21 protein-coding genes are annotated in these 25,846 nt (G+C 47.5%); 5 read left to right on the forward strand and 16 right to left on the reverse strand.

Features of this window, described 5'->3' with window-relative positions; translation table 11 throughout:
* Positions 1 to 12 precede the first annotated feature (12 nt).
* The 11 genes from AC5FX6_RS00930 to AC5FX6_RS00980 all read right to left on the reverse strand — a co-directional run bounded on the left by AC5FX6_RS00930 (position 13) and on the right by AC5FX6_RS00980 (position 13,543).
* Entirely contained in the window at positions 13 to 1,068 is a 1,056-nt protein-coding gene (locus AC5FX6_RS00930) for a glycosyltransferase (protein ID WP_493595151.1), read from the reverse strand.
* Positions 1,069 to 1,158: 90 nt separating this feature from the next.
* Positions 1,159 to 2,430 carry a hypothetical protein gene (locus AC5FX6_RS00935; RefSeq protein WP_493595152.1) on the reverse strand — a complete coding sequence of 424 codons (1,272 nt, stop codon included), beginning with the start codon at positions 2,428 to 2,430 and terminating at the stop codon, positions 1,159 to 1,161.
* Positions 2,431 to 2,432: 2 nt separating this feature from the next.
* Entirely contained in the window at positions 2,433 to 3,377 is a 945-nt protein-coding gene (locus AC5FX6_RS00940) for a glycosyltransferase family 2 protein (RefSeq protein WP_493595153.1), read from the reverse strand.
* Positions 3,370 to 4,293, reverse strand: coding sequence for a BUD32 family EKC/KEOPS complex subunit (locus tag AC5FX6_RS00945; RefSeq protein WP_493595154.1), 924 nt, complete (start codon positions 4,291 to 4,293; stop codon positions 3,370 to 3,372). The genes AC5FX6_RS00940 and AC5FX6_RS00945 overlap by 8 nt, the downstream gene beginning before the upstream one ends.
* Entirely contained in the window at positions 4,290 to 4,916 is a 627-nt protein-coding gene (locus AC5FX6_RS00950) for a hypothetical protein (RefSeq protein WP_493595155.1), read from the reverse strand. The genes AC5FX6_RS00945 and AC5FX6_RS00950 overlap by 4 nt, the downstream gene beginning before the upstream one ends.
* A gap of 31 nt (positions 4,917 to 4,947) precedes the next feature.
* Complete coding sequence (locus AC5FX6_RS00955; RefSeq protein WP_493595156.1) at positions 4,948 to 6,387, reverse strand: lipopolysaccharide biosynthesis protein; 1,440 nt, start codon at positions 6,385 to 6,387, stop codon at positions 4,948 to 4,950.
* A gap of 3 nt (positions 6,388 to 6,390) precedes the next feature.
* Positions 6,391 to 7,626, reverse strand: a complete 1,236-nt coding sequence (locus AC5FX6_RS00960; RefSeq protein WP_493595157.1) for a nucleoside/nucleotide kinase family protein — start codon at positions 7,624 to 7,626, stop codon at positions 6,391 to 6,393.
* 39 nt (positions 7,627 to 7,665) lie between these two features.
* Positions 7,666 to 8,163, reverse strand: a complete 498-nt coding sequence (locus tag AC5FX6_RS00965; protein WP_493595158.1) for a UpxY family transcription antiterminator — start codon at positions 8,161 to 8,163, stop codon at positions 7,666 to 7,668.
* A 167-nt stretch (positions 8,164 to 8,330) separates the two neighbouring features.
* Positions 8,331 to 10,655 (reverse strand): GumC family protein, encoded by a 2,325-nt coding sequence (locus tag AC5FX6_RS00970; RefSeq protein WP_493595159.1) that lies wholly within the window; start codon positions 10,653 to 10,655, stop codon positions 8,331 to 8,333.
* A 16-nt stretch (positions 10,656 to 10,671) separates the two neighbouring features.
* Complete coding sequence (locus AC5FX6_RS00975) at positions 10,672 to 11,325, reverse strand: polysaccharide biosynthesis/export family protein (protein WP_493595160.1); 654 nt, start codon at positions 11,323 to 11,325, stop codon at positions 10,672 to 10,674.
* A gap of 676 nt (positions 11,326 to 12,001) precedes the next feature.
* The gene (locus tag AC5FX6_RS00980; protein ID WP_493595161.1) at positions 12,002 to 13,543 is read right to left on the reverse strand and encodes an N-acyl-D-amino-acid deacylase family protein; all 1,542 of its coding nucleotides are present in this window, start codon (positions 13,541 to 13,543) and stop codon (positions 12,002 to 12,004) included.
* A 298-nt stretch (positions 13,544 to 13,841) separates the two neighbouring features.
* On the opposite strand from AC5FX6_RS00980, the gene AC5FX6_RS00985 reads away from it, so the two are divergent.
* Together AC5FX6_RS00985 and AC5FX6_RS00990 are read left to right on the forward strand one after the other, a co-directional pair.
* Positions 13,842 to 14,429, forward strand: a complete 588-nt coding sequence (locus tag AC5FX6_RS00985) for a YMGG-like glycine zipper-containing protein (RefSeq protein ID WP_493595162.1) — start codon at positions 13,842 to 13,844, stop codon at positions 14,427 to 14,429.
* Positions 14,430 to 14,537: 108 nt separating this feature from the next.
* Complete coding sequence (locus tag AC5FX6_RS00990; RefSeq protein WP_493595163.1) at positions 14,538 to 14,996, forward strand: YybH family protein; 459 nt, start codon at positions 14,538 to 14,540, stop codon at positions 14,994 to 14,996.
* A 74-nt stretch (positions 14,997 to 15,070) separates the two neighbouring features.
* Here the strand turns inward: AC5FX6_RS00990 and AC5FX6_RS00995 are convergent, their stop codons facing one another.
* From AC5FX6_RS00995 to AC5FX6_RS01015, 5 genes are all read right to left on the reverse strand, one after another.
* A complete protein-coding gene (locus AC5FX6_RS00995; protein ID WP_493595164.1) occupies positions 15,071 to 16,303 on the reverse strand; it encodes a nucleoside recognition domain-containing protein in 1,233 nt (410 codons plus the stop codon).
* 86 nt (positions 16,304 to 16,389) lie between these two features.
* Positions 16,390 to 17,838, reverse strand: coding sequence for a M14 family metallopeptidase (locus AC5FX6_RS01000; RefSeq protein WP_493595165.1), 1,449 nt, complete (start codon positions 17,836 to 17,838; stop codon positions 16,390 to 16,392).
* Positions 17,839 to 17,938: 100 nt separating this feature from the next.
* Positions 17,939 to 18,373, reverse strand: coding sequence for a hypothetical protein (locus AC5FX6_RS01005; RefSeq protein WP_493595166.1), 435 nt, complete (start codon positions 18,371 to 18,373; stop codon positions 17,939 to 17,941).
* Positions 18,374 to 18,523: 150 nt separating this feature from the next.
* Positions 18,524 to 19,087 carry an SAM-dependent methyltransferase gene (locus tag AC5FX6_RS01010; protein WP_493595167.1) on the reverse strand — a complete coding sequence of 188 codons (564 nt, stop codon included), beginning with the start codon at positions 19,085 to 19,087 and terminating at the stop codon, positions 18,524 to 18,526.
* Between the two features lie 187 nt (positions 19,088 to 19,274).
* Positions 19,275 to 20,687: an APC family permease gene (locus AC5FX6_RS01015; protein ID WP_493595168.1), complete on the reverse strand. Its 1,413-nt coding sequence runs from the start codon at positions 20,685 to 20,687 to the stop codon at positions 19,275 to 19,277.
* Between the two features lie 252 nt (positions 20,688 to 20,939).
* On the opposite strand from AC5FX6_RS01015, the gene AC5FX6_RS01020 reads away from it, so the two are divergent.
* The 3 genes from AC5FX6_RS01020 to AC5FX6_RS01030 all read left to right on the forward strand — a co-directional run bounded on the left by AC5FX6_RS01020 (position 20,940) and on the right by AC5FX6_RS01030 (position 25,778).
* Positions 20,940 to 22,418, forward strand: a complete 1,479-nt coding sequence (locus tag AC5FX6_RS01020) for a Do family serine endopeptidase (RefSeq protein WP_493595169.1) — start codon at positions 20,940 to 20,942, stop codon at positions 22,416 to 22,418.
* Between the two features lie 27 nt (positions 22,419 to 22,445).
* Positions 22,446 to 23,192: a DUF72 domain-containing protein gene (locus AC5FX6_RS01025; RefSeq protein WP_493595170.1), complete on the forward strand. Its 747-nt coding sequence runs from the start codon at positions 22,446 to 22,448 to the stop codon at positions 23,190 to 23,192.
* 156 nt (positions 23,193 to 23,348) lie between these two features.
* On the forward strand, positions 23,349 to 25,778 hold the full coding sequence (locus tag AC5FX6_RS01030) for a TonB-dependent receptor (RefSeq protein WP_493595171.1): 2,430 nt from the start codon (positions 23,349 to 23,351) through the stop codon (positions 25,776 to 25,778).
* The last annotated feature ends 68 nt before the right edge of the window (positions 25,779 to 25,846 follow it).

The raw sequence follows: 25,846 nt of genomic DNA on the forward strand, positions 1-25,846 counted from the left end.
AAGGGCGTTTTATCAAATGGATCGGGTGGATGTTACAGCCTGTGTATTGATGTTTCGGCTGATTGCAGGAGTAGGGTTGGTTAATGCTGCTTTGGGTAGTGGCACATGTTTTCTATAAATACTGATCACCTTCTGGGCGATTGTGTCTGCGTCAAGGCCTAATTCCTCAATGCGCTGTGCGCCAGCTGTTCTTCCTTTGTTCTGCGAAAATTCAAGAGCCAGACGAATTTTTTCTGCAAAGTCCTCCACTTCGAAGGAGGCCAGGAAGCAGCCTTCCGTATCGCCCATCACCCATTTTATATCTCCTACATCAGTAGCCACAATGGGGCAGTTACAGGCCATTGCCTCTTTGATCACGTTAGGCGAGCCTTCCATAAATGAGGGCACTACCAGCACGTCTGCTGAATTCATGTATTTAGGTATAGCATCGTGCGGAATAGGGAATGGGTTGATCAACTGAACATTTGGTAAGTTGAGTCGCTCCACGGCTTGTTGTGCCAGTGGAAAGTTCTTGCCAACTCTTTCCTGACTTCCCAGAAACAGGACCAGTTTTTTTGAAGTATCTAATCCAAGCTCTCTCCGGTAACCGTCGGGGTTATATGTGAAAGTACTGGTATCTATACCATTTGGTATGATGTAGGATTTGTGCTTTTGGTACACATACTTTTCAAGATTTGCAGATTTGGAAATAATGGCTTTGACGAAGGGTTGGATCAGAATAGAAGACAGAATAAAGAACCGACTGCTAAATCTGATCTTGTTCACACCTATGTAATCTCCCTGGGCGTCATCTCCCATGAGCGAAAGTATGACAGGTGTGTCACCGGCACCCAATACAGCGGACCATCCTGAAAGAGAGAAATGAGCGTGTATTAGATCGTAGCGGTTATGCTTCAGGTGCTGCCGTAACTGTCCACCAGCTTTTAAGTAACCACGCAGGCCTTTGCCCCGGATCGGGAAGTACTCTACGTTTATACCAGCTTTTTGCAATGACTCACCCTGCGCCTTTATAAAGGGCGCTATCTCAAAATTTTTAGAATTGCCGCTGCATACAAATAGTACTTTCATAAAATTGTAAGGAGGTAAAAAGAGCATTGGCATAATAGGCCATCACCCTTCTGGTTGAGTAATCAGTATAGTATTTCTGCCCGTCTGAGCTTAGGCGTTAAGTTCCAGCAGTGTCTCCTGCTCTACTGTTTCTTTTTCTTGAATTTCCGGTTCATCCGCGGGTCGGTAATACTTTATAGCGGAGAGCAGTAGCATCAGCAGCGGAGCATAAGTAAATGTGCCAATAAAGCGCCCTGGAATGAGCACCATGACAAACATGGCCAGGAGCGGATAATAGGCCTTCCGGTTTTCGGGTGTGATGCGGCCAATGCCTAGCAGGAAATAGCGAACAAAAAATAAGGTGAACAGCAGTAGCCCGAAAAAACCCGTGCTGTAAAATATCATATTGATGTCGCTGTGTATCGGTCGTTCCCTGCCAAAGTACTTAATGCCGAAGCTATGCGTGTCCCACAGCTTCACTCCAAATAGGAGTTCCAGTGCGTCCTCCCGCTTATCGTGATAATCTATGATGAAGAGGGTCTCCAGGTAGCGGCCTTCTTCTTCGTAGGTTTCCAGGTCCTGGATGCGTTCTCGCTTTTCGAGTTGTGCTGCTAATTTTGCCTCGTAAAGGGGATAGCTGAAAATGAGTGCGGCAACCAGGCAAAACACCAGAATCACCATTTTAAAAATCAACTGCCGGTTCAGCAGCATATAGACAAACAGCGCTCCGACTATCATGACAAGTGAAGTTCGTCTGGTAATCACGATCAGCAGCGCTATATTGAACAGGATCAAGCCAATATCAAATAGCTTGATCATAGCCCCTCTGTTCTTATTCGTGAATATGTAATGTACTCCCAAGAAAATCAGGATAGGAGCAATGTACATACGAGAAGTGCTTAGAAATCCTGTTGTAAAGGACTCCGCATAGGAGCGTCCAACGTTGAAAATGTTCGCATAAATAATATAGAGCGGAATCAGGATAAGCAGGTACCGGTTATACTTTTCAAACTCTTGCAAGAAATTTCTGTTTTCACCGATTTCTCTCCCGATTGGGATCATCAGTAAGGCGATAAGGATTGCCAGCGTTGTTTTGGCGGAAAGAATGATTTCACCCGGAATGTAGATAAGGAGTAACCCCAGGTATGCAATAAGTATGAGAAAAATACTGTCTGATTTGCGAAGGCCGCCATGCGCGAACAGATAGACGAGCATAAGCGAAAGCGGGATGAAATAGCGGATCGCAGCAAAGATCTGATCGTCTTTGTAAAAGCCATCAAACATATCAAACAAAAGAAAAAATACTGCCAGGCTAATAGGAAATAGCTTTTGGTTCACCAAAAAGACTAGTATCAGCAATATGCCCAGTGCGATCAGTATCATAATCAGATAGAAAAATAGCGTGGTCCAAAAAACCGGATAGTAACCAGCTTCTTATAGAGAAGCAGGATGTTCACGGCAAACTGAGGCGTTCTATTCAGGAAGAACAGGCGTATGAATCGCTTGTTGAAGTATTGGTCATTTAATCGCCTGGCAAAGTTCAGTTGACGCTCGATAAGCATGCTCTTACGCTTTTGTCCGGCCCAGGCATGGCGCAAACCGTTTTCTACGGCTTTATAGGCGATGAACTTATTCAGGTATGGGTCATGGTCACTGTACAGGTCCGACCAGGACTCTTTGCACGAATCAGGCTTTGCAATTCTGCTGTAGGCACCACTCATCATCATGTTATAAGTCGCCATGATCTTATGGGTATAAGCTACCGGATAGTGCATAGCGACCTTACACCACATAAACGAGTCCTCTCCACTGATCATGCCGACAGGGAACATGCCTGCAACTGCTGTGACCTCCTTCTTAATGATCGTGGCTGAAGTCCAGGAGATCATGTTGTCTAGCGTGAGCGTGGTTTTGAAATAATTCTGGATAACTCCATCAGGTATATTAGGACTCTCAATAATGATTCTGTCTCCTTTTACGCCTCTGTAGGCACAATTGTACATGCCGCATTCAGGGTATCGCTTGATGAGTTTGCTCATCTCTTCGAGGTAGTTACTGTCCCAGGCGTCATCTGCATCCAGAAAAGCGATGTATTCGTTGTTTGCTCTTTCAATACCATAATTGCGAGCATGGGATACCCCCCCGTTCTTCTTGGTGTATACTTTTATTCTGGTATCAGTGAAAGTCTGTACAATGGAAAGACTCCTGTCAGTTGAGCCGTCATCCACTACGATCACTTCAAAAGCCTTAAAGGTCTGAGCCAGCACAGTGTTCAACGTTTCAGCAACACTGGCCTCTTTATTATAGAGCGGTATGATGATGCTAAACATTTTGCTTGCTAGTAGTGACAAAGTGAGATAAAACAGCATTGTATTTTTCTATCTGCTGAACCGGTACCAAGGTTGTTTTGGTAAACTGTCTGGCCTCACCATAGATTCTATTGAGCGTGTAGATCATCCTGAGGAGGGTGGGTTCGGTATCCAGTCTTTCAGCCAGGGTGTAGAGATATTCCTGATCTCTGAGGATGGAAACTGTCCAACTTTCATTGTTCTTAATTGCTTCGGAAAAGTTGTGAAAATGGATGTAATCGGTGATGAAGCTACCATTACGATTATACATAGACCAGTCAATTATGTTGATCTGCTGATCGACCAGAATGATGTTCTCAATATGCAGGTCACCATGTGCACTGGTAATCGGCAACTTTAGGGGCCGCAACAGATCATGACACTGCTCAAGCAATCGCAGATCCAAGCCCTGTTTCCTAAGCTTTTGCAGCTTCATTAGTTTGTAGGTCATGTGGCACTGGTGCCGCTCCAATGTCAATGCCTCCTCCAGCTTGGAAGAAATATAATCTTCTACCAAGGCCAGGTTGGAGACAGGCACGGGTAAACCTTTCACCATCGCCAGACTAAGCGGATATGAATTCACCTGCATCACATTGCCAGACCAGAAGTTGGTCTTCAGGGCTTTTCGGTTGCCTTTTAGTTCCGCATTCTTTATAGTGCGGCCTAAAGGCGAGAAAAGTTTGTAGGTCGTGTCATTCCAGTGGAAAATGTAAGAGTAGCATCTCAATATCCGGGAAATTGAGTTCAAAGAGAATCGCATAGATTGTGTGGTTATAGAAGGAAGTTCTGATAGGAAGCCATACCAGTTCTGGCAGGTTCGTTGGATGTAGGAAAAGGCGAAGAATCCCCAATCCAATGAGTCGTTTATTCCCTCTTCCTGTTTCTTAAAGTTTGTCATTTAGTAAGGGTGAAATGTGTGGTCGGATCCTGCTTGTATAGCCTCCAGCTGGTAAGTGCCTCTGGATGTATGACACCTAGTTGGGCAGGTATACTGCTTAGCTGTAATACTTTGGCTATGGCCAGTCTGTGAATACCTCCTCCGCCGAATATTAATTGGTTTTGCCTTCCTATATGAATAAATATGCCACCCTCTTCATTGTAGCAGCGCGGGTTGAGCTCACGTTGGGTCTTCAGTTTGCCCGCTACCTTTGTGTCTTCAAACAGTTTGTCCAGTCGCTCATACCTCGCCAGAATATCGTCCAGCGTACTGCATTTGTCGACAGGTGCTTTGCGCTGCAGAATGAAGTCGAGCATAAACTCATATATGCCGGTTTCTGCCCAGGTCTTGTTCAGCTTCCAGCGCTCCATGCAGGCATTGTACTTGAAGCGAGAGTCTAGCAAGGTCAGATTCTCCTCTTGGTCCCAATCTCCTCCAACTATACGACCGGAGTCTCGCTGTTTCCAGGCAAACGAGTAATGGCTGACCTGCATAGGGTCGATATAGATCAGCTCTGCAAATGCCGGAGCGTCAGCTCCATACCTGATCTTGTTCAAAGCACTTCGTATGTATTTTTTCACCATGCTATAGGAGATAAGAACATATAGGTACTTTTCAGTACTTTTTGATCAGTTTTATGCCTTGCTTTAAATCATTTAAAAAGAAAAGTAAATAAACCAGCCCACCGATTATACCTGCCACAAGCAGCTCCACCAGCACGGCCATACCTGCCAGTGTGATCAGGTAAATGATAGCCAGCATGACGAGCGCTGCCAAGGTCGGATCTTTGAGCGCATAGAGCACTTCCCGGTCAGTTATATGAATATATTTTTTCATGAAGTGATGGAAGGCAATGCGGGAGGTAGTGTAATGTATACACACTGCGTATGCTACGCCTTCTATACCAAAGTACCTTTGGCCTATGTAAATGAGCGGTAAGGCTATCACGAAAGTATTGATGGTGTTGAGGTAAAAACTCACTGAAGGTTTCCCGATCCCTTTGAGTACTTCAGCAGGTGTACCGGAGATGGCAAAGATCATAGCAGCTACCGATAAAATACGCAGAGGAGCTGCCGCCTCCAGCCATTTGGCACCGAAAAAGAACAAAATGATTTCTTCAGCAAGCCCAATAAAAAGGACAGAAATTGGGAATGTGATGATCGCTGTCATACGCATGGTTTGCAGGTAATACATTTTTATCTTCTCTGGATCATCCTGGAGCTTGCTGTACACCGGAAAAAATACCTTGTTGAAGATCGAGTAAAGCTGCGACTTTAGCGTCAGGCTCAGCATAAAAGCCAAGGTATAGATACCAAGCAAATGGGGGCTTACCAGTTTACCAATGATCAGGTAATCCAGGTTTTTTCTCAAAAAATGAAGGATGTTGTTTAACTGTGTGTAGATGCTGTAGCCAGCAAGTTCCATCAGCACATCTTTGCGAAAAACCAATTTAGGTACCCAACCCACTTTCACCCAATAGGAAACCAGAATTACGCCGGAACCGGCAATGTATTTCGTAACCAGGCTCCACACTCCGAAACCCAGTAAAGCCATGATGGCTGCAGCCACTGAACTGAGGGCCGTACCCAGAAAGGTAATTGTAACCAGGGACTTGAAATTCAGTTTCCTTGTCAGAATGACCCGTGGTATGATCGATGAAATACTAAAGAACAGGTAGATGCTAAGTGCATTCAGTATGGGTACCAGTCGGGGTTCTTTGTAAAAAGCTGCTCCTGCCGGTGCAATGAATTGAAAAAAACAGAATACAAGTAATAGCGAAACAATAAAGAGGAACCACAGTGCGCTTGAATACCGAACATCTGTCAGTTCGTCTTCCTTTTTCTGGATAAGGGCATTATAGAGGCCCATATCCGATACCACCTCCAAAATACCAACCACTAACATAGCCATCCCTACAATGCCATACGCCTCGGGAACCAGGAGCCTGGCCAGGATCAGCATCACCAGAAAGTCAGTGCTCTTGGTTGCAATCACGCTAATCGTGTTCCACTTCAATCCGGATAGTACTTTCCCCCTCATGCCAGCAAATGCCATAGTCTAGTTGAATTGCGCTGTTAACAGATTGTCGTATACCTTGCGACTTTTATAAATTTCAGCAACGATCTTATCTGTCGCCTCACTGATAGAGAGCGTAGAGGTGTCGATGCCGATATACTGCCCTGCTGAAACGAGGTCAGCCACTTTTCTGAATTTTTCTATATCAATCCGACTTCTTTCCAGTGTGTTTTCAGTTGGTTTGCGCTGTACCAGTACCTCTGGTGAGGCATATAGAAAAAACACAAGGTCTGGTGTGGGTAGGATGGACCGGTAGAGCAGGTTTTTTCCGAATTTTTTGTCCATCAGAAAAGCCCCCGGCATTCGGTCTATCAGCACAATGCTATACCTGGATCTCAGTTTTACCGGTACCTGGCGCAGTATTAGTTCGGTAGGCATCACAACATAGGACTTCAGAAAGCTGAAAGCTTTATCAAGCACCTTGGGGCGTAGCCGCTGCTGGAAGATGGTCTTAACCCAGGGTGAACTCCAGCCGTTTTCACCCATCCCCAGGTATAGCTTGTTTGTTTTAAGGGTAAGTTTCTGCTCCACCGCTTCGATCAAAGTTGATTTACCTGCCCCATCTGTTCCCAGAAAAAGTACCTTCATGCCATATCCGTAGCGTCTGAATTTCACATCCCGCACCATTTTGTAACGCTGAGGTGTGAAAAAAGGCTTTATCAGCGCTTGGAGTTGATCCATGGCATCGGGGAATCTCTGATTTAGCCATTCCTGCAGAGCTGCTATTGTGTCTCTCTGCTGCTCCTGGAGCTCAACTTTGTATAAGCTTATGTACCGGCTCAGGTATACCTTATGCTTTGGTTCCAGCTTGCCTCTTTCTTTAAAAGCAAGATGAGCCGCATAGAGGACAATCGCGTTAATACCAGCTGGTCGATTAACTCCCTTTGCATTTAAGACAGCCTTTGCCTGCGCCTGGCTGGAATCAGAATAGGTATAGCACTGGTCGTGACCATCGGCAAAGGTTAAGGCATACTTTACATCCAGGTATAAATCAGATTGTGGGGAGAAGTAAAAATGGTGATTTGTGTGATAGCTCGGCTCCTTTCTTTTGAACCAGCCCAGTGTGCGCAATCTACTCTCAAAATCACTTTTGCTATCAGGCGCTACAAACAGATCGATATCACCTGATTCAAAGTCAGACTCAAAATCTGTAAGCAGAAAATAGCTGATGCCATCTTCGTGCAGCGTACGGAATAAAGTCTGTAAACTTGAGTTCATGGGATAAGAAGTGTTTTGAATAATTAAAATCGATTGATGTCAGACAAGTACTTTTGTGACGCTCGATTTTTCAAGGTCTGCATACATGACATAACCCAAAGAGGGGAGTGCCACACGCACTGTGTTGTTCTTGATAGCGACTACTGTGCCCTCTTTGTCCTGCAGAAAACCTTTGGAAACTTTTACAGCATCATTAATAGATAGCGATACTTTCTCAAGCTGGACGTTGCTATGGGCGTTTAGGAAGTCTCTGATGGCTTCTATTTCCGCATCCTTGATGATAGCAGGCTTCCCCAACCAGTGGACCAGGTTGATCACCCCGTCCAGTTTCTTCACTTCCCGAATCTGCTTGTCGGTAATATGTACAAAAACATAGGAGGTGAATAGTGGTTCGTGCAGCACTTTTTTTCTGTCGCTCCACTGACGTATCACTTTATTCAAAGGGCAGTAGCTCTGTATTTCGCGAAGCGTAAGCAATTCAGCTACTTTTTTCTCCCAACGAGGCTTGGTGTAAACAGCATACCATCTTTCTTCCATCGCAGCTTCTTCTTTTGAAATTTTCGATTTGGATACGGCTTCGCCTACCTCAGTCCCATTCGAGTGACCGGGAAAAATATTAAGCCATACTCTTATATCCAGGAGATGCTCTCCTTTATAAGATTGTTGTGCTTTAGATTATCAGTTTCCTGACAACCTTTATCGTTTTAGGCTTTAGTGCCGATAGATCTTGTTCTGTATACCTTGTCGCCGTACCTGTTTTCGTAGCCATAACCGTAGCCGTAGCCGTACTGGCCTTTCACGAATCCTCTGGCTTTCACTCCATTGAACACGATGGCGACATTGTGCAGTGTGCTTAGTTTGTTGTTCTGGGCCATACGCTGCACCAGGCTCTTAGGCGTATAGGCATGCCGCATTACCAGCAGTGTGATATCACAATACTGAGACAGCAGATAGGCATCTGAAACCAGGTCAACAGGCGGCGTGTCGATGATCACATAGTCGAATGCTTCTTCCAGATAAGAGAAAAAGAGCTCCAGTTTACCATTCAGCAAGTGCTCTGTGTGATCGCCCACATCTATACCTGCTGGCACGATGCTCAGGTTATCGATTGAAGTGCTTTTGATAATATCACCTGGCTTTAAGTCACTGATCAGATACTCAATGATGCCCGGATGCTTATAAGTGTCAAATAGCGCTGAAGTGGTGGGGTTTCTTAGGTCAAAGTCCAGGAGGGCTACCTTCTTGCCTGATGATGCCAGGCTGGAGGCCAGATTCGTACTCACAAAGCTTTTGCCTTCGCCCGGAATGCTGGACGTCACCATGATCTTTTTCTTAGTAAACGTTCTGCCGTAGAGCCCCATGGTAACCCGCATCTGACGGAATTGCTCTACATCGGCTGCTTCGGTAGGTTCGATGAACATCCCGTTGTGCTGCTGCTTCACACTTGACAGCTCAGCCACGATCGGTACACTGGTATATGCCTCGATCTCAGATCTGAATAATAGTTTGCTGTTGAGTATTTCTCTGCTGGCAACGATGCCGATTCCAATGATTAATGATAGCACAAAAGCCGACAGATAAGCTAATAATGGTCTGGGACTGATAGGGCCTCTGGAGGATTGTGCTAAGTCAACTATTCTGATATCTTCTGATGTAGGAGCGTAGGAGAGCACTGTTTCCTCGCGCTTTTGCAAGAGGAAACTATACGCATTATTCTTGATCAACTGCTGCCTGCTGATCTCAAGCAACTCCCTTTCCTGGTGTGGGATCGTCTGTAAAACCGAATTGTAGTTGTTATTGGTTGCCACCAGCCTCGCACGGCTTGTGATCAGGTTATCGCGCTGGTTGCGCAGGTTCTCCAGTATACCTGGTCTCAGGCTTGCTATTTCTTCCCTTACAGTAATGAGCATAGGGTTGTTTTCAGCGGTTGTTCTGCTAAGCTGCTGGTATTGAGTTTCCGCTACTTGCAATTTCTGAAGCAATTGTGACAGCACAGGATCGTTCACACCAAGTGTAGATGGTACAACTCCGGATATACCTTCCTTGGAAATCACGTATTGCTCAACCTTATCGAGTACTGCTAATTGTATGTTGATTTCGGAAATTCTCTTGTCATTATCGCCCACGCTTTGCAGAAACAGTCGTCCTTGCTCAGTCAGGTCAATGGCTCCTTTTGAGGAGCGGTACTTCACGATGCTGTTCTCCAGTTCTTCCAACTCACTTTCGATCAGACGGATCCTGTTTTCAACAAAATCAAGTGTTTGCGAAGCGAGCTTATTACGATCAGTCATAATGGCCTGCTGATAGGCATGGATAAGGGAGTTCAGAATGTCTTCTCCTCTTTCTGGGACTTCATCCTCAATGTAGAGCGTGATCACACTGGACATTTTGCCAGGAGTTTCAATGCTTACGGTTCTGAGCAGCTTGCTTACTTCTTTTTTGGGGCTTGTGATGGAGAAATAGAGCGGCGAACTTGCCACATCATTCTTTTTCTCATTCTCAGTGAAGAGCATCTCGCCATAAGGTGTTTTCACCCACTTATTGAGTGGATAGTCTACGTTTTCGATGTTCACCAGCGCTTTAGAATAGTCAAATGTGAAATATACAGCGGGCTGTTCGACTATATCATTTGGTGACTTAAGCTTGATAGTGATAGGGGAAGTAGTGTAAGCGGAAGTCGATTTAAATTTTCCCTCCTCATAAATAGAGGCATAGAGGTTCAGGTCTTTTACGACTTCATGCATCAACGCATGCGAGCTTAGGACGTTTATTTCGTTTTCAACAATTTTGTTGGTGGTAAAGGCATCGATAGATTCTGTCATCTTGGAGTCATTCACCCCTTTTTTCTCGTCCTTCACGATAACAGACGCAGATATTGCATAAGTAGGAACGGCATAGTAGCGCAGGTAAGCCCATGCCCCCAGAGAGCATACCACAAATAGCACCACGAATAATGGCCAGAATGGTAAGAACTTAAATACTAGGGCCGCCCCCAGGTTATCTTCATTATTTGACTTTTTATTCTCCATAAACAAGTTTTACAAATTACCTCGTTAAGCGATCGATACTCACTACTACAAAAGTCAGAGAACTAAGTACAAGCGGAAGCCACTGTCTGGTAGCGCTTGCACTCGCTATTTTTGCTCTGTTCGGCTCCACATAAATAATGTCGTTTGACCGGAGGTAATAGTAGGGGGACTTGAAGATTTCGTCTGATGTAAGGTCAAGCCTCACCAGTTTTTTTACACCCGCTTCTTCTCTGATCAACAGCACATTATGACGGCTCGCGAATATGGTTAGGTCACCGGCTAGACCGAGTGCCTCCAATAGTGTCAATTTCTCGTTTGGTACCGTAAGCACCGAAGGACGTGATACTTCTCCAAGGACTGATACCTTGTAGTTCAGGTACCTCACATCTACAATAGGGTCCTTCAGCAGTTTGCGGTCTTCTATCTCTTTTCTTATACCTTCCTGAAACTCCTTTTTTGTTAAGCCCGCAGCTTTGACCCTGCCTAGAAAGGGGAATTGTATATAACCCTCTGGATCTACCAGGTAGCCGGGTGACTGAGCAATGGTGTTTGTTGCGCTGGAAGCCCTGAAGTTATTTTCAGAAGAAGCATTGAATATTTCAGAAGCGGTCGGGTTGAGGCTACTGACAGAAATGTTAAGTAGGTCATTGGGCTGTAGAATGGGCTCCAAATTCTCTGCTTTACTTACGATCTCTGAAGTGGAAACATTATCAAAATACACAGCATGGTTTGTTCTGGCGCAGGATGAGAAAAACACACAGCATATCAAGATAAAAACAAATGCTTTTACTTTATAAGACTTCATAAGGGTTTATGGTGAAAAAGGGTGGTATTAAAGCTTCATGTACAGAAATATGTTTATTCTTTTGTTTTGATTGAAATAATTAAATTAAATAGTGTTCAATTACAATACGCAATCATTTAAACCAAGTTGCTAACTTGTGAAATTTGGTGAAAAAAATGTTTTTAATGGTTAACAGCCATATTTTGATGGTAATAATTATGGTTTATATTATATATTAAAATAATTATAATATTGAGTTTTGTATTACTTAAAATAATTTAAGTGATAATGTATATAGAATGTATTACGGTTAGCATTAGAAAAAAGCTATTTTATTTGCTTGATTTTAGTGAAAGTTTTTAATCGAAATTTAATATTGGGTTTGGTGTTAACCGATTGAAGCTTAAAGCACCCATAGTATGCTACAAGCTGTGGTCAAAGAAAAGCTAATTGACCCGGTGAGGGTGAGGCATGAAGTTTAGAAGCTAGCTGAAGGCTGAATATTCAATAGCCTGCCTGTTGGATACAGGTAGGCTATGTTCTGACGATGGTTTTTGTTTGATCATTTAGAAAGCATACGGCCCATACCTGATGCTGCTGCTTTTCCATTCTCTCGCACTACGTTCCCATTCACCAATATATACCTAAACCCGCTTGCCTCTTGGTGTGGATTTTCATAAGTAGCATTTTCACGGATTTCTTCAGGTCTGAAAAGCAGTAAGTCGGCTTTATAGCCTTGCTGTACAAATCCGCGGTCGCGAAGGCCAATAGTTTTGGCAGTCAGACCAGTCATTTTATGAACGGCTTGCTCAAAGGGCAATAATTGTTTCTGTACTACATAAGTCTCCAGTACGCGGGCAAAAGCACCATAGCTGCGGGGGTGCCGCATGGAGGGACTACCGTCTGTGCAAACCATAACATGGGGTGCTTTCAGGAAAGTCTCTTGCAGGGTTTCATCCATAATGAAATAAGCGCCATCTGCTCCGTAGGGACCAATGTCCTCCATCAATGCCAGTTCAAAAGGCTTATTGAGCTCCTCGGCTATCTGCTTCAGGTTTTTGCCTTTGTAAGGACCAGAACCCACTAGGGTCGCTTCCGGACCGTTGCGCTGAATGATCTTATTGCGCAGGAAAGTGGCAAGTTCCTGACGTCGGGTTTTCAACACTTCCTGATAGTCATAAGGCTTTTTGGCCCAGTCAGGAAACAGAATGGCGATGCCGGTATAGCTGGCAGTATAAGGATAAAAGTCGGCTGTCACCTGTATACCTTGCTGGCGGGCGGAGTCCAGCAGCTGCAGTACACGATTGGCCCGCTCTTCTCCTTTGCCATACACCACTTTAATGTGTGACACGTGTACCGGACAGTATTTGCCCTGCTCCAGTAGTTCCCTAATAGAGGCTTCTACAAAGGCATCGTCTTCGTTGCGCATGTGACTCATGATGATGCCTCCTTTTTTACCTACGATCTGAGCTAGTCTGTTTAGCTCGTCGCGGCGGGCATAATAACCTGGATTGTATTCAAGACCTGTAGTCATGCCAAAGCAGCCGGCATCGAGTGCGTCAGTAAGGAGTTGTTCCATGTTGGCCATACCCTGCGCAGATGGGATGGAGTCGTATTCTATACCGGAAAGCATGCGGACCGTATTGTGTCCGGCAAACATGGCCACGTTGACACCAAGCTCTTTCTGGCTCACTTCCTGCATCCATTGTTTCATATCCGCACGCTGCGGGCTAAAACCGTCCTGGCCCAGGCAGATCGTCGTGATGCCCATCGAAAGGAAATTGGAAAAAGCAGGCGTTTCCAGTGGATCACCGTGTGCGTGGGCGTCTATAAAGCCAGGAGTCAGGTATAAGCTGGAAGCATTTATTGTTCGATCTGCTGTATATGTTTTGGTGGTATCCCTATCGATCAATGCTATGGAGTCGCCGTTTATAAGGACCTGTGCTGCGTAGGCGGCGTCGCCTGTACCATCGACTACCATGGCATTGCGGATCAGTAGTTCGTATCGGGTCTGATCAGTAGCAACTTGTTGGCAAGAGGCGAATAAGATTAACGCAACTACAAACTTAGCAAGCAGGGCGGCGGGACGATACAGTTTTTCCATTCTTAAAGATAATTTATTAGCCCTAAAAAGCAATACAAGGTATTTTTACTTGCACCTTTTGCTCACCAAATGCCTACCATTTTAATTTTTTTTTAACACACCGATAATATTTTTTTGAAAGTTATCCTGTGATTGTATGTTATTGTATGTCAGTGTTTTGGATTTTGTGATACTTTTAGTTTTGAGTGGTTTTAATAGTTTTTATGTGAGCCAGTACGAATGAATTTTATTGCACTGGCACGCAACTTGTAAATAGTCCTGTCAAGAGTTTAATGTTTTTAACAAAACTGAAAGAGTTATGAAAAAGGTAAGCTATATCATGAGCCTGGCACTGATGGCATCAGTTGCTTTCGGTGGATCAGCTGAGGCGCAGGAAAAAAGAACAGGCTGGAGCCCTCAGGCGAAAGGCGCTGTAATCGGTGCCGGTACAGGTGCCGCAGCAGGTGCCATTATACATAAGCGTAACCGCGTAGTAGGCGGGGTAGTAGGTGGTGTTGCTGGTGGCGCAGTAGGTTACGGCGTAGGCAAGGTCATCGACAATAAGCAGAAGGAGCGCGAGGCCGAAGCGGCTCGTATTGCAGCTGCCGAGAGAGCAGCGGCGGCCCAGCGTGCAGCGGCAGCTGAGCGTGCGTCTGCTGCCAACAGAGCGACAGTCGCTAAAAACACACCGGCCCCAGCGCCAGCTAAGAGAGCATCTGCTCCACAGACAAGTCTTGTAGCAGCTACTCCGGCAGAAACTTCTGCAGCTAACTCATTGGCAATGATGTATGCCGCTGAAGATGGACCAACACCACAGATGGTATACGCTAACTTCCTGCCTAACCTTGATTATGGTGACCGCACGAAGCCTTACTATACTTCTGAGGTTCGCAGAAAAAGCTGGTAACACATTTACCCTTTACGCTCTCCTGGCCCGGTGCCGGGGAAGCGTATAAATCCAGCAGTGTTACTTTCACGTATTGCGACGTGATTTACTCACTAAATTTTAGAAATCATGAAAAACATACTTTATACCCTGTTTGCCCTGTTCTTCCTGGCTTCCTGTGCGAAGACGGAAGGTGAGTCAGTGGATGTGCGCGAATTAAACCAGGAGTTTATCAGTGCCTGGAACGCGCGGGATTCTGACAAAGCGATCGCTATGATGGCGGACGATGTGCAGTTTCTGCAGGGCGAAGTCATTTACAGAGGCAAGTCCGAAGTATCGGATAAGTGGGTACGCGAAACCATGGGTACCATCGCCGACCTGAAAACTTACCCTGTTAGCATCGGTACTGACACCCATATCGCCTACGAGGCCGGTACGTTTTCAGTAGATGTGTTACCAGTTAGTCCCGGTGAACCTCGTGGGCTTGGCGAAGGTAACTTTATGCTACTTTGGAAGAAGGACAGCGATGGTAACTGGAAGTTAAGTTATGCCCAGCTGGAAGGTCATCCAGTAGTTGCCCGCAACTAAACTATAATCAGATAAATGAAAAAAGCGGCTACTCTGGAAGGGGTAGCCGCTTTTTTGTATAGGTATGGCCAGTTCTAATGGAAGAACAGATAGGCAATAAAGATGGCGGCAATGGCTCCGGCTAAGTCAGCGAGCAGGCCGCAGGTAAGGGCATAGCGGGAACGCTTAATGCCGACAGAACCAAAGTATACCGCCAGAATGTAGAACGTCGTTTCAGTGGAGCCCTGGAAAGCGGAGGCCATGCGCCCTACAAAAGAGTCTACACCATAAGTGGTCATGGCTTCCACCATCAGACCGCGGGCACCGCTACCACTGAGCGGTTTCATAAAGGCTACTGGCAGGGCAGGAACAAAGTCTGTATTTACGCCGGTGAGAGCAATCAGGTAACCGATGCTATCTACGATCATATCCAAAGCACCCGAAGTACGAAACACGCCTATGGCCACCAGTATCGCTACCAAGTAAGGTATAATGGTAATAGCCACTGTAAAACCCTCTTTGGCACCTTCAATAAAAGCCTCGTACACATTCACTTTTCGGATGAGCGCCAGACCAACAAACGAAATGATGATCGAGAAAAGCATAACGTTACTAGCCACCTGTGAGATTACGCTGACCTGCTCCTGGGAAATGGTGCTGAAGTAGTAGATCAATCCGCCAATAAGCAACAGCAAAGTGCCTATATAAGCCATGATCACAGGGTTGAACAGGTTGATGCGCTGGTACAGGGCCACGGCGATCAGACCGACCATGGTTGAGAAGAATGTGGCCAGCAGGATAGGTATAAAAATGTCAGATGGATCAGCCGCACCCAGTTGCGCCCGGAATACCATGATGCTGATCGGGATGATGGTGAGGCCTGAGGTATTGAGAACCAGGAACATGATCTGTGCATTGGAAGCCCGGTCTTTGATCGGGTTGAGCTCCTGCATTTCTTTCATGGCTTTCAGTCCCAGCGGCGTAGCGGCATTGTCAAGTCCGAGCATGTTCGCCGAGAAGTTCATCAGAATCGATCCGAACACGGGGTGGTTTTTCGGAATCTCGGGGAAAAGCCGGTTAAAGAAAGGAGCCACTAATCGGGAAAAGATGGCGATGATACCGCCTCGTTCACCTACTTTCATCAAACCCAGCCAGAGTGTCATCACACCGGTCAGGCCGAGTGATATCTCAAAGCCGAGCTTGGCGTTGTCGAAGGTACTGGCTACTAGTTTCTGAAAAATCTCGACATCGCGAAAAACGATGAGTTGGAACAAGGCAATGGCAAAGGCGATCAGGAAGAAAGCCGCCCAAAGATAATTTAATACCATGAAGCTAAGGTTGGTCTGGAATCAGTCTGTAAGATACAAACTGATTCCAAAAGGGAGGACTTTGACAAATAAAATTATGCTCCCGCTTAATGCAGCAGCCCATGAAACAGTGTCGGTCGGTCACCATGAAGGTCGTATACGAAACCATTGAGTATAGCATACCTGGCTTGCCCCTGCTTATCTTTCAAAATGAAGTTAGCCGGCTCATCGAGCAGTAGCTGGTGATTGACGATGCTGGCTATACCTGTCACGTTGAGTGGGAGCGAAGTAGGGTCTGGCAGTACGCCAGGCAGGTGGCGCACCCGGATGGTGGTATAGCCCTGGCGCAGCAAGTCGGCTCCAAGTTGGTCAGTCAGTTCGTCCAGACTTTCGATGGAGGACTCGTATACCTTGCCCGGCATCAGGGTAAGGCCGTTAGCGTCGAGCTCTTCATAGCCATGGAACACACTCATGTCACCGATTTCCTCTACCGCACTGCTGTGGTAAAAGCCCAGGTGATTGGGGGCATCAACTTCCAGTCGGTTAATGCCGATATCCAGCATCGTGTTTCGGCCATTTTCGGTATAGCGTACGTTGCGCAGCACCAGATCAAATAGATGACGTTGGTTTTCAGGTATACGGTTATAGCCTTCCAATTCAAAAGCTTTGTAAGCTTCCTCTGCAATCAGGTATAGCCCCGAAAGAATCGCGGTGAAGTTGAGCTGGCGGATGTGCTGCTTTTCAGGATCTCCATGCTGTCCGCCTGACTCTAACAGAATCACACTGGTGCCCCATTTCTGGATGTTGTCGCCAAAAGCACGGGGCTCGTGTTCGTCGTTAAACTTGGCTACCTGCCCGGGTATAAACTGCTGCAGCACATGATCCATACCAGCGATGGTGCGCATGGCCCGCTCACGAACCGGGTTGATGTTGCGGTCAAAGTCATAGGCTGGGGCCAGAAAAGAAATAGTGGCTGGCCGTGCGGTATAGCCCGCCGTGTAGTAACGACTCTGGTCGTGCAGGTTGAAGCCAAAGGCAGGCTCCAACTGGTCACGCAGCTGTTTCAGCAACTCAGACTCCGGACTCTGCAGACGCAGCGCATCGCGGTTCATGTCTATACCTAGCGCATTGCGACGGGTATACATCTCGGCACCGTCCGGGTTGAGCATCGGCACCATGTAGAGTGTCAGGTGCTGGAGGATATGCTCCCGTATCGCATCCAGCTCGTCGGACTGGTTGAGAAAGTGCAGCAGGTCAAAAAGTGCCATGGTCGCAGTGGGCTCGTCGCCGTGCATCTGTGACCAGAGCATTACTTTTGTTTTGCCTGTACCTGCTTTTATCAAGTAGATGGAACGGCCCTGCACAGAATGGCCCGCCACCTGTACGTCAAATGAAGAGTGCTCCTGCAGCTTTTCGATAAGCGGCACAATGTCGCGGTGACGGAAACGCCGGTGCTGAAGGGCGGGTTCCTTATACCGGTTGTGACTGTTATAGAGTTGCCGGCCCAGTTCCTGCATAGCGGCGGCTGTGTCGCCGGTTGAATATGTCGTATCCATAATACTGATTTAAAAACTTCTCTAAAAAAAGTGCCTCCCGCTTCAGGGCTATACCTGAAAGGGGAGGCGCTGCCCGTTGCAGGGCTATACCTTGGTAGACTTAGTTACCAGGCCATGCACCCCACGGAATGCGAGCTAGCACCAGGATCAAAGCGATGGTATAGAAAATAGCAATGCTACTGAAACGCTTCTTGTTATCCTGCAGACGCTTGGCACGGGCATAACCCACCGTGATCAGTACAACAGCAATGATCATGGTAAGCGGATGCTCCAGCACATAAAGTCTGGAGGTCGAATCTTTCATGAAACCCTCCGTGGCCAGACTTAATCCCAGTGGTGATAAAAAGTAAAGTATCACACCGATCACCCACTGCAAGTGGGCAGGTATAAGACCCAGCAGACCCATCTTTCTGTCTTTGTCAGTAAATGGTTTGTTGCCAGACATGCCCATAAAGGCAAAAACGATACTGATAACAAGGCCTATTATTACCAGGTAGGCCATAAATGAATGAAGATGTTGTAATCCTGTATACATTTCAGAGATTGTGGTTAGTGTCAGCTGTAAATATAGGGATTTAATTATCAATCCAGATGCTGGAGCCCTATTTTAGGTGCTTAGGGAGCCCACAAAAGAAAACCCCGTACACACGAAGTGCACGGGGTTTTTTATCAGGTATAGAGGCAATTAGCGGCCTTTTCCTATTTTCTTATTTTCTGGAACAGTCCACAAATAGATTGTAGAACCATCAATTACTTGTGTCTCTTCCGGCTCCCAGTCGCCCATATCGAAGGCATGCGACACGATGCGTGTGCCAGGCTTTAACTGCTCCAGCAGCACCGGGCGAAGCTTCATGTTCACATTCGGCAGCAGGTATAGCGTCACCACAGAAGCTGGTCGGTAGTCCACTTTAAACAGATTCTGCTCAACAAACTTCACCTTATTAGTAACACCAGCCTCTTTTGCATTTTCATTGGCTTCTTTGATGCGCTCCGGGTTGATGTCAAAACCAGTACCAGTGGCTCCGTGTTCTTTCGCCGCTGTGATCACTATGCGACCATCGCCACATCCCAGATCATATACTACATCTCCATCCGACACATTGGCCAGCTTCAGCATGGCATCTACAACTTTCTGAGGAGTAGGAACATAAGGTACGTCCAGCTTAGGCGCAGTAGTGGTTTGGGCAAATGCTGCTGTTGCAACTAGTGTCAGTACGAGTGTACAAAGCGAATTTCTGATTGCTCTCATCTTGTTTTCATTAAGTTAGTAATCTGTTAAAGAAGGATATAAGGTATAAGGTGAGCAATGATGTAATGGCGTACCCGGATAAAGAGAGACGCGCACAGGCAGTATTTACGTGCAGTCAGGAGTAGTAGTTTTTATTTTTGGCATTATATAGATATTTTAGTAGGATTCATTTAAGTGTAGCGGTTTATTATGCCGCTCTTTCCTTTGGTTTGTGAATACGTGGCAATGCTAACAGTACCAACACCCCGATAACCAGCACTCCTATACCTACCAAGGCTCCCAGGCCGGTATACATCAGACTGGAGTAGAAAAGGTAAGCGCTTGTTAGACAGAATATCAGGGGTAGAACAGGGTATAGCGGCACTTTAAAAGGTCTTGGGCGCTCCGGCTCTTTGCGGCGGAGAACGAACAAGGCTATACCTACCAGTAACAGAAAAAACCAGAAAACCGGCGCTGTATACTCCACCATAGTCTCAAAACCACTTCGGGTGAACAGTGCCAATCCGACCAATGCCAGCGCAATGACTCCTTGCACTACATAGGCGTTGACTGGAGAGGATGACCTGGTATTCCACTGACCCAGGAAACTAAAGACCGGAAAGTCACGGCCGAGAGCATAATTGGTGCGGGCACCGGTAAGGATGGTAGCATTGGCAGAAGTAAGGGCGGCAAGTGTCACGATGATGCCAATCAGCACCATGCCCGTGTCCCCGAGTGTTACCCGCACGAGGTCGGCGGCTATTGCATCAGAGGCGGCCATACCCTCAAGTCCCAGCACACGCAGGTATGCCAGATTAATCAGCAGGTAGATCAGGGTGATGACGGCTATGCTGGCGATCAGGGCTGTGGCCATACCTCGACGCCCGCTCTTCAGCTCGGCCGAAATATAGGCAGCTTCGTTCCAGCCGCCAAAAGTGAGCAGCACAAACACCATGGCCAGTCCCATGGAAGTACCGTTGCCTGTACCTGCATTGCCTGCTGCTACTGCCTCATTCGGTGTGAACAAGAAGGCGGCTCCCAGCACGATCAGGATACCCAGCACTTCCAGAATGATTAGAAAGCGTTGCACACCTGTCCCGAAACTGACACCCACAATATTGATCATTGTCAGCAATGTGACGACCAGTGCGGCGTAGATGACAGAGGATAGTTCGCCGATGCTGTAAATCTGGGCCATGTAATCACCGATGATAAAAGAAAGCAAGGCGATCGAGCCTGTTTGGATAACACTCATGCGAGCCCAGGCAAACAGGAAAGCCAGCTTTTTGCCGAATGCTCTTGTCAGAAAGTGATAGTCGCCTCCGGCATGCGGAAAGGTGGTGGTAAGTTCTGCGTAGCAAAGAGCACCGATCAGCGATACCAATCCGCCCAGCACCCAGGTGGTCAGAAACATGGTGCCACTTTCGACGTTGGCAGCCACTAACGAAGGCGTTCTGAAAATACCGGCACCTACTACCACACCCACGATCACGGCGATGGCATCGAACATACTCAGGGCGGGCCTGGGCTCTGCCTTAAGTTTTTCTTCTGTTGGAACGGTGGTTTCGGTAGTAGCTAGGGTCGCATCTGTGGCAGGATAGTCTTCATTCAGGTTGCTCATAGTTTATTAGCTAGGTATAGGCTTAGAGGTCTTTGACCCACTGTTTACGTAAGGTGACAGGATTAAAGTCATAAACCATGTGCTTTTTTAAGGAGTATGGATAATTGAGAATGGCTTGATGCTATACCAGGTATAGCCTGACCATAAATGATTTACTCCCTTATTAAAAAAGCTATTATGGACTCAAATTCACCTTTCAGCCAACCCCATCGCATTTTTATCGGTAAAGCAAGTGATAAAGCAACTATATATATGGGAAAAGCTGTCGGCACCTTTTTGATCGCCCTTCTTTCCGCCGTGCTTGCCATTGTAGGGTATAGATTCTTCGAAAGCAGCCCGCAACAGCATGGGGACTCCAACAATCTCAATCAAGCGGCCGGACCGGTAGCCTCGTCAGTGGGCAACCCGGATTTTGTGCCGGCCTCTGCTAGCGTGACTCCAGCCGTCGTGCACATCAAAACGCTCTATAACGTCAACCAAGCCAGCCGCAACCCGATCTACGAGTTGTTCGGCATGCCGCAGCAATCCACGCCGGCAAGGGGATCGGGGTCGGGTGTATTGATTTCTAAAGACGGCTATATTGTGACCAATAACCACGTGATCGACCGTGCCTCAGGTATAGAGGTGGTGTTGCCTGACCGCCGTACCTTCGAGGCAAAGCTCATCGGGACGGACCCAAGCACGGATTTGGCGCTACTTAAAGTAGAGGCAAATAACCTGCCGATGGTGCCACTTGGTGACTCTGACAAGGTACAGGTAGGAGAATGGGTACTCGCTGTAGGTTATCCGCTTTCACTTAACTCAACTGTTACAGCCGGTATTGTCAGTGCCAAGGGCCGCAGCATCGGCATCCTCAACCGACCAGGGCAGGGTGGTTACGTTGATCCGGCACAGGTGGCCAATACCGCCATCGAATCTTTCATTCAGACGGATGCTGCCATCAACCCGGGTAACTCAGGTGGTGCCTTGGTGAACACCTCAGGACAATTGATCGGCATTAACACCGCCATCGCTTCACAAACGGGCAGCTATGCGGGCTATGGCTTTGCTATACCTGTCAACCTGATGCAGAAAGTGGTGGGTGATATACGGAAGTATGGCGAGGTGCGCCGTGGCTTTTTGGGGGTAAGCTTCCCGGTTCCGGCAGTGGAAGATCAGATGCTGCGGGCACGTGGTATTGATCCGGGGGAGGTGAGTGGTGTATATATTATGGGAGTACAGCCGGGTAGCGGGGCCGAAAAAGCCGGGCTAAAAGAAGGAGATATCATACAAGGTATAGACGGCATCGAAGTGAACACTTCTGCGGAACTCTCCGAACGCATTGCCCGCTATTACCCGGGTGATAAAGTTGAGCTGTCGCTGCTGCGGGATGGCAAACAACGTAAAGCTACCGTTACTTTGCAAGGCGAAGAAGAAGAGATGGTGACAGAAGGTGCTGCCAAAGGGTTGGAGGCCAGACTAGGTGCCACTTTTGCGCCGATCACCGACCGCATGAAGCAGCGGTACGGCCTGAGCGAGGGTGTATATGTCACCAAGATCCAGCCTGGCGGTTTCTTTGACTCAGCAGGTATACCGGAGGGCACTGTGATCGCGCGCGTGAATGGACGCCCTGTCAACAGTCTGGCCGACATCAGCAAATCGCTGGCCGCCTCCAGAAGTGGCATGGTGCGGTTGGATGGTATCACGCCGGATGGAACTGCCTTTGTGTTTAACTTCCCGCTGGGTGCCTGATCCGCTTTTATATCCGTACCAGGTCAGATGACACCTATTCCAAACTTATACATCGGCACGTCAGGGTGGAGCTACCGCTGGCGGGAAGTGCTGTATCCACCCGAGTTGAAATCGGCGGACTTTCTGCCCCACTATGCGACCCGTTTTAACTGCACGGAAATCAACAGTAGCTTTTACCATTTCACCATGGCCAAAACCATTGAGAAGTGGCTGGCACAGACGCCAGCCACTTTCCGGTTTGCCCCCAAACTGCACCAGGAAATTACCCACAAACGGAAGTTTCAGGATATAGAGGAACCATTGCAGAAGTTTATGTCACGCTATCAACTGATGGGGGAGCGGCTCGGCCCTGTGCTGGTGCAGATAGCCGGCAGCTTTCGTTTCGATAAAGGTATAGCCGGAGACTTTTACCATACCTTGCGGGAGCTATATCCGGAGCAACCCTTTGCGCTGGAGGCCCGCCATGTGTCCTGGTTTACAGAGGATTCCTTTGACTTGATGCGCGAGTTCAACATCACCACTGTTAATGCCAGTGCCGGCAAGCGCTTCCCTGGCACCGAAGTCACCACCACCGATATCGCCTACCTGCGGCTACACGGCGATGAAAAAATGTACTCCTCATCCTACTCTGACGAGAAGCTGGAGCGCTATGCCTATATGGTGAAAGACTGGCTGGAAGACGGCAAGGAGGTATGGGTGTTCTTTAATAATACCATTGTAGGCAATGCCGTGCTTAATGCAGACAGGCTGCGGGAGTTGGTGACCGAGCTGTAAGCCATATCAAAAGAAAATAAACCTAAGTGTTTAAACATCAATGAATTGGATTTGATGCTAACTCACTGAGAATGTATGCACTAAAAATATATAGTGATTTCAAAACATTTCAGATAAAAGAGTGTAATACTTGCGATATGATTTAGCCTTTCAACCATGCGCTTGCTCTTCTTTCTCTTATTGCTTTTGCCAACACTCAGCTTCGCTCAATCGGGTGTGATAACAGGTACCGTGCGTGATGCCAATACCAAGGAGGCCCTGATCGGGGTTTCGGTACAGGTAATGGGTGCGCAGTTGGGTACCGTCACCAACGAAAATGGGGCCTACCGGATCGATAACATTCCGCTGGGCAGCTATACCTTACAGAGTTCTTACATTGGCTATCAGCCCTTGAGTAAATTCAATGTGAACGTGACGTCGGGCAATGCCCAGATCATCAACTTTGAGCTGTTACCTGCTTCGAGTCAGTTAGGAGAGGTGGAAGTGGTGGCGAGGCGCCGGCAGAGCGCTGCCATCGCTGATATTGTGACGCCGCTATCGGTCCAGAGTTTGACTACAGAAGAGATTCGCAGCAACCCGGGAGGTAACTTCGACATCTCGAAAGTGGTGCAGGTGCTACCGGGGGTGGCTTCCAACGGCGGGGGTGGAGGAGGACGCAACGACCTGATCATACGGGGTGGGGCTCCGAGCGAAAACGTGTATTACCTTGATGGAATTGAGATTCCACTGATCAACCATTTCACCACACAGGGCAGTGCCGGAGGTGCGACAGGTATACTCAACGTGTCGTTTATCGAGGATCTGAAACTGAGCTCTTCTGCTTTCGACGCCCGTTATGACAATGCCCTGGCCTCGGTATTTGAATTCAGGCAGCGCTATGGCAATCCAGAGCGTTTTTCGGGCAACGTGCGCCTGAGCGGTTCAGAATTTGCCACCACACTGGAGGGGCCGCTTTCCTCTAAAACAACTTACCTTGTTTCAGCCCGTCGTAGTTATCTGCAGTTTCTGTTTAAACTGCTCGATCTGCCTATACGTCCTAATTACTGGGATTTCCAGTACAAAGTAGATCACAGGATCAACAGTAAAACGTCCCTTTCCTTTATCGGGGTAGGGGCCATTGATGAGTTTGCTTTTGGGGTGCCGCGTGAGAGCACGCCTGAAAGTGAGTACATCCTGCGCTCTATACCTTCCAATAACCAGTGGAACTACACGACCGGTGTAGCAATGAAACGACTGGTACAAGATGGCTATGTGAACCTGGCATTGAGCCGTAACGCTTTTAACATTGATCTGGAAAAGAAAGAGGCAGCACAGGAGGGGGGCGCTTCACAGCTTACGCTCAAATCGACTTCCCGTGAAACCGAAAACAAGCTGCGACTGGACGTGAACAAATACCAGAACGGTTTCAAGTATGCCTATGGTGTATCCGGCCAGTATGTCCAGTTCACGAACGACATCTTCAGCCTGATCCGAAGCGAGGTGCGCGACGGGAACGGCAATCTGGTGCAGCCTGCTATAACAGTTGACTATGATACCAACCTTGACTTTTTCAGGTATGGCGCCTTCGGGCAGGTGTCACGTACGGTGCTGAACAACCGGCTTGGTCTCTCGTTTGGCTTGCGCACCGACATGAATACCTTTACCGACGAAGGCCGAAATCCGCTCAAAACACTTTCTCCGCGCTTAGCTGCCTCTTACCTGCTCACCGACAAGTGGACGATCAACGGCTCGTGGGGTACTTATTATAAACTGCCTACCTATACCGTGCTGGGCTATCAGGAGAATAATAATTTCCTGAACCGCTCGGCTGACTACATTCAGTCCATCCATTATGTACTCGGTACTGAGTTTCTGCCACGTGAAGATCTGCGCTTTACGGTGGAGGGTTTCTACAAAGATTACAATAACTACCCGGTTTCCTTGCGTGACGGCATTTCCCTGGCCAATCAGGGAGGGGATTTCGGATCGATTGGCAACGAGGCTGTGAGTACCACTGGAAAGGGCAGAGCCTACGGAGCAGAGTTCTATGTGCAGAAAAAACTGACCGGAACGACCTTTGGCGTGCTTTCCTATACCTATGTGATCAGTGAGTTTGCAGGTACGGATGGTCGCTATGTGGCCAGTGCCTGGGACTACCGTCATCTGGCCTCAGGTTTGCTGGGCAAGAAGCTGCCCCGCAACTGGGAGTTTGGAGCCAAGTACCGCTTCGCCGGCGGAGCACCCACGACACCTTTCGATCTGGCGGCCTCACAACGCAACTATGCCTCGCTGGGCGTAGGTATACTGGACTTTAGCCGCCTCAACACAGAACGTCTGCAGCCGCTCAGCCAGTTGGATGTGCGCATCGACAAGAAATGGAATTTCAACCGTATCACACTTGATCTGTTTCTGGACATAGCCAATGTGCTGGCCAGTAAGACACCGGGCTTCGACCGCTATACCTTCCAGCGCAACGAGGATAATACTGGCTTTGCCACTACCGACGGTAACCCACTGCGCAACGATGGGGGCAATGCTATACCTGTCATTCTCAAAAACGACGATGGCAACCTGGTGCCTACCCTTGGGTTTATCGTGGAGTTCTAGTCAAGGAAATAAGACTTGCTGCTATGGCTTATCTCTAAAAAGCGTATCTTTGATATGTATGTCGTAAC

The organism is Pontibacter sp. LHS2 (assembly GCF_058932845.1).

Excerpts from the sequence above, each read along its gene's own strand:
- AC5FX6_RS01020 (WP_493595169.1), top strand. The coding sequence starts at position 20,940 with ATGGGAAAAGCTGTCGGCACCTTTTTGATCGCCCTTCTTTCCGCCGTG.
- AC5FX6_RS01030 (WP_493595171.1), top strand. The coding sequence starts at position 23,349 with ATGCGCTTGCTCTTCTTTCTCTTATTGCTTTTGCCAACACTCAGCTTC.
- AC5FX6_RS00945 (WP_493595154.1), bottom strand. The coding sequence starts at position 4,293 with ATGACAAACTTTAAGAAACAGGAAGAGGGAATAAACGACTCATTGGAT.
- AC5FX6_RS00930 (WP_493595151.1), bottom strand. The coding sequence starts at position 1,068 with ATGAAAGTACTATTTGTATGCAGCGGCAATTCTAAAAATTTTGAGATA.
- AC5FX6_RS00960 (WP_493595157.1), bottom strand. The coding sequence starts at position 7,626 with ATGAACTCAAGTTTACAGACTTTATTCCGTACGCTGCACGAAGATGGC.
- AC5FX6_RS00935 (WP_493595152.1), bottom strand. The coding sequence starts at position 2,430 with ATGATACTGATCGCACTGGGCATATTGCTGATACTAGTCTTTTTGGTG.
- AC5FX6_RS00940 (WP_493595153.1), bottom strand. The coding sequence starts at position 3,377 with ATGTTTAGCATCATCATACCGCTCTATAATAAAGAGGCCAGTGTTGCT.
- AC5FX6_RS00995 (WP_493595164.1), bottom strand. The coding sequence starts at position 16,303 with ATGGTATTAAATTATCTTTGGGCGGCTTTCTTCCTGATCGCCTTTGCC.
- AC5FX6_RS01025 (WP_493595170.1), top strand. The coding sequence starts at position 22,446 with ATGACACCTATTCCAAACTTATACATCGGCACGTCAGGGTGGAGCTAC.
- AC5FX6_RS01000 (WP_493595165.1), bottom strand. The coding sequence starts at position 17,838 with ATGGATACGACATATTCAACCGGCGACACAGCCGCCGCTATGCAGGAA.
- AC5FX6_RS00980 (WP_493595161.1), bottom strand. The coding sequence starts at position 13,543 with ATGGAAAAACTGTATCGTCCCGCCGCCCTGCTTGCTAAGTTTGTAGTT.
- AC5FX6_RS01015 (WP_493595168.1), bottom strand. The coding sequence starts at position 20,687 with ATGAGCAACCTGAATGAAGACTATCCTGCCACAGATGCGACCCTAGCT.
- AC5FX6_RS00955 (WP_493595156.1), bottom strand. The coding sequence starts at position 6,387 with ATGGCATTTGCTGGCATGAGGGGGAAAGTACTATCCGGATTGAAGTGG.
- AC5FX6_RS00970 (WP_493595159.1), bottom strand. The coding sequence starts at position 10,655 with ATGGAGAATAAAAAGTCAAATAATGAAGATAACCTGGGGGCGGCCCTA.
- AC5FX6_RS00990 (WP_493595163.1), top strand. The coding sequence starts at position 14,538 with ATGAAAAACATACTTTATACCCTGTTTGCCCTGTTCTTCCTGGCTTCC.
- AC5FX6_RS01010 (WP_493595167.1), bottom strand. The coding sequence starts at position 19,087 with ATGAGAGCAATCAGAAATTCGCTTTGTACACTCGTACTGACACTAGTT.
- AC5FX6_RS01005 (WP_493595166.1), bottom strand. The coding sequence starts at position 18,373 with ATGTATACAGGATTACAACATCTTCATTCATTTATGGCCTACCTGGTA.
- AC5FX6_RS00965 (WP_493595158.1), bottom strand. The coding sequence starts at position 8,163 with ATGGAAGAAAGATGGTATGCTGTTTACACCAAGCCTCGTTGGGAGAAA.
- AC5FX6_RS00950 (WP_493595155.1), bottom strand. The coding sequence starts at position 4,916 with ATGGTGAAAAAATACATACGAAGTGCTTTGAACAAGATCAGGTATGGA.
- AC5FX6_RS00985 (WP_493595162.1), top strand. The coding sequence starts at position 13,842 with ATGAAAAAGGTAAGCTATATCATGAGCCTGGCACTGATGGCATCAGTT.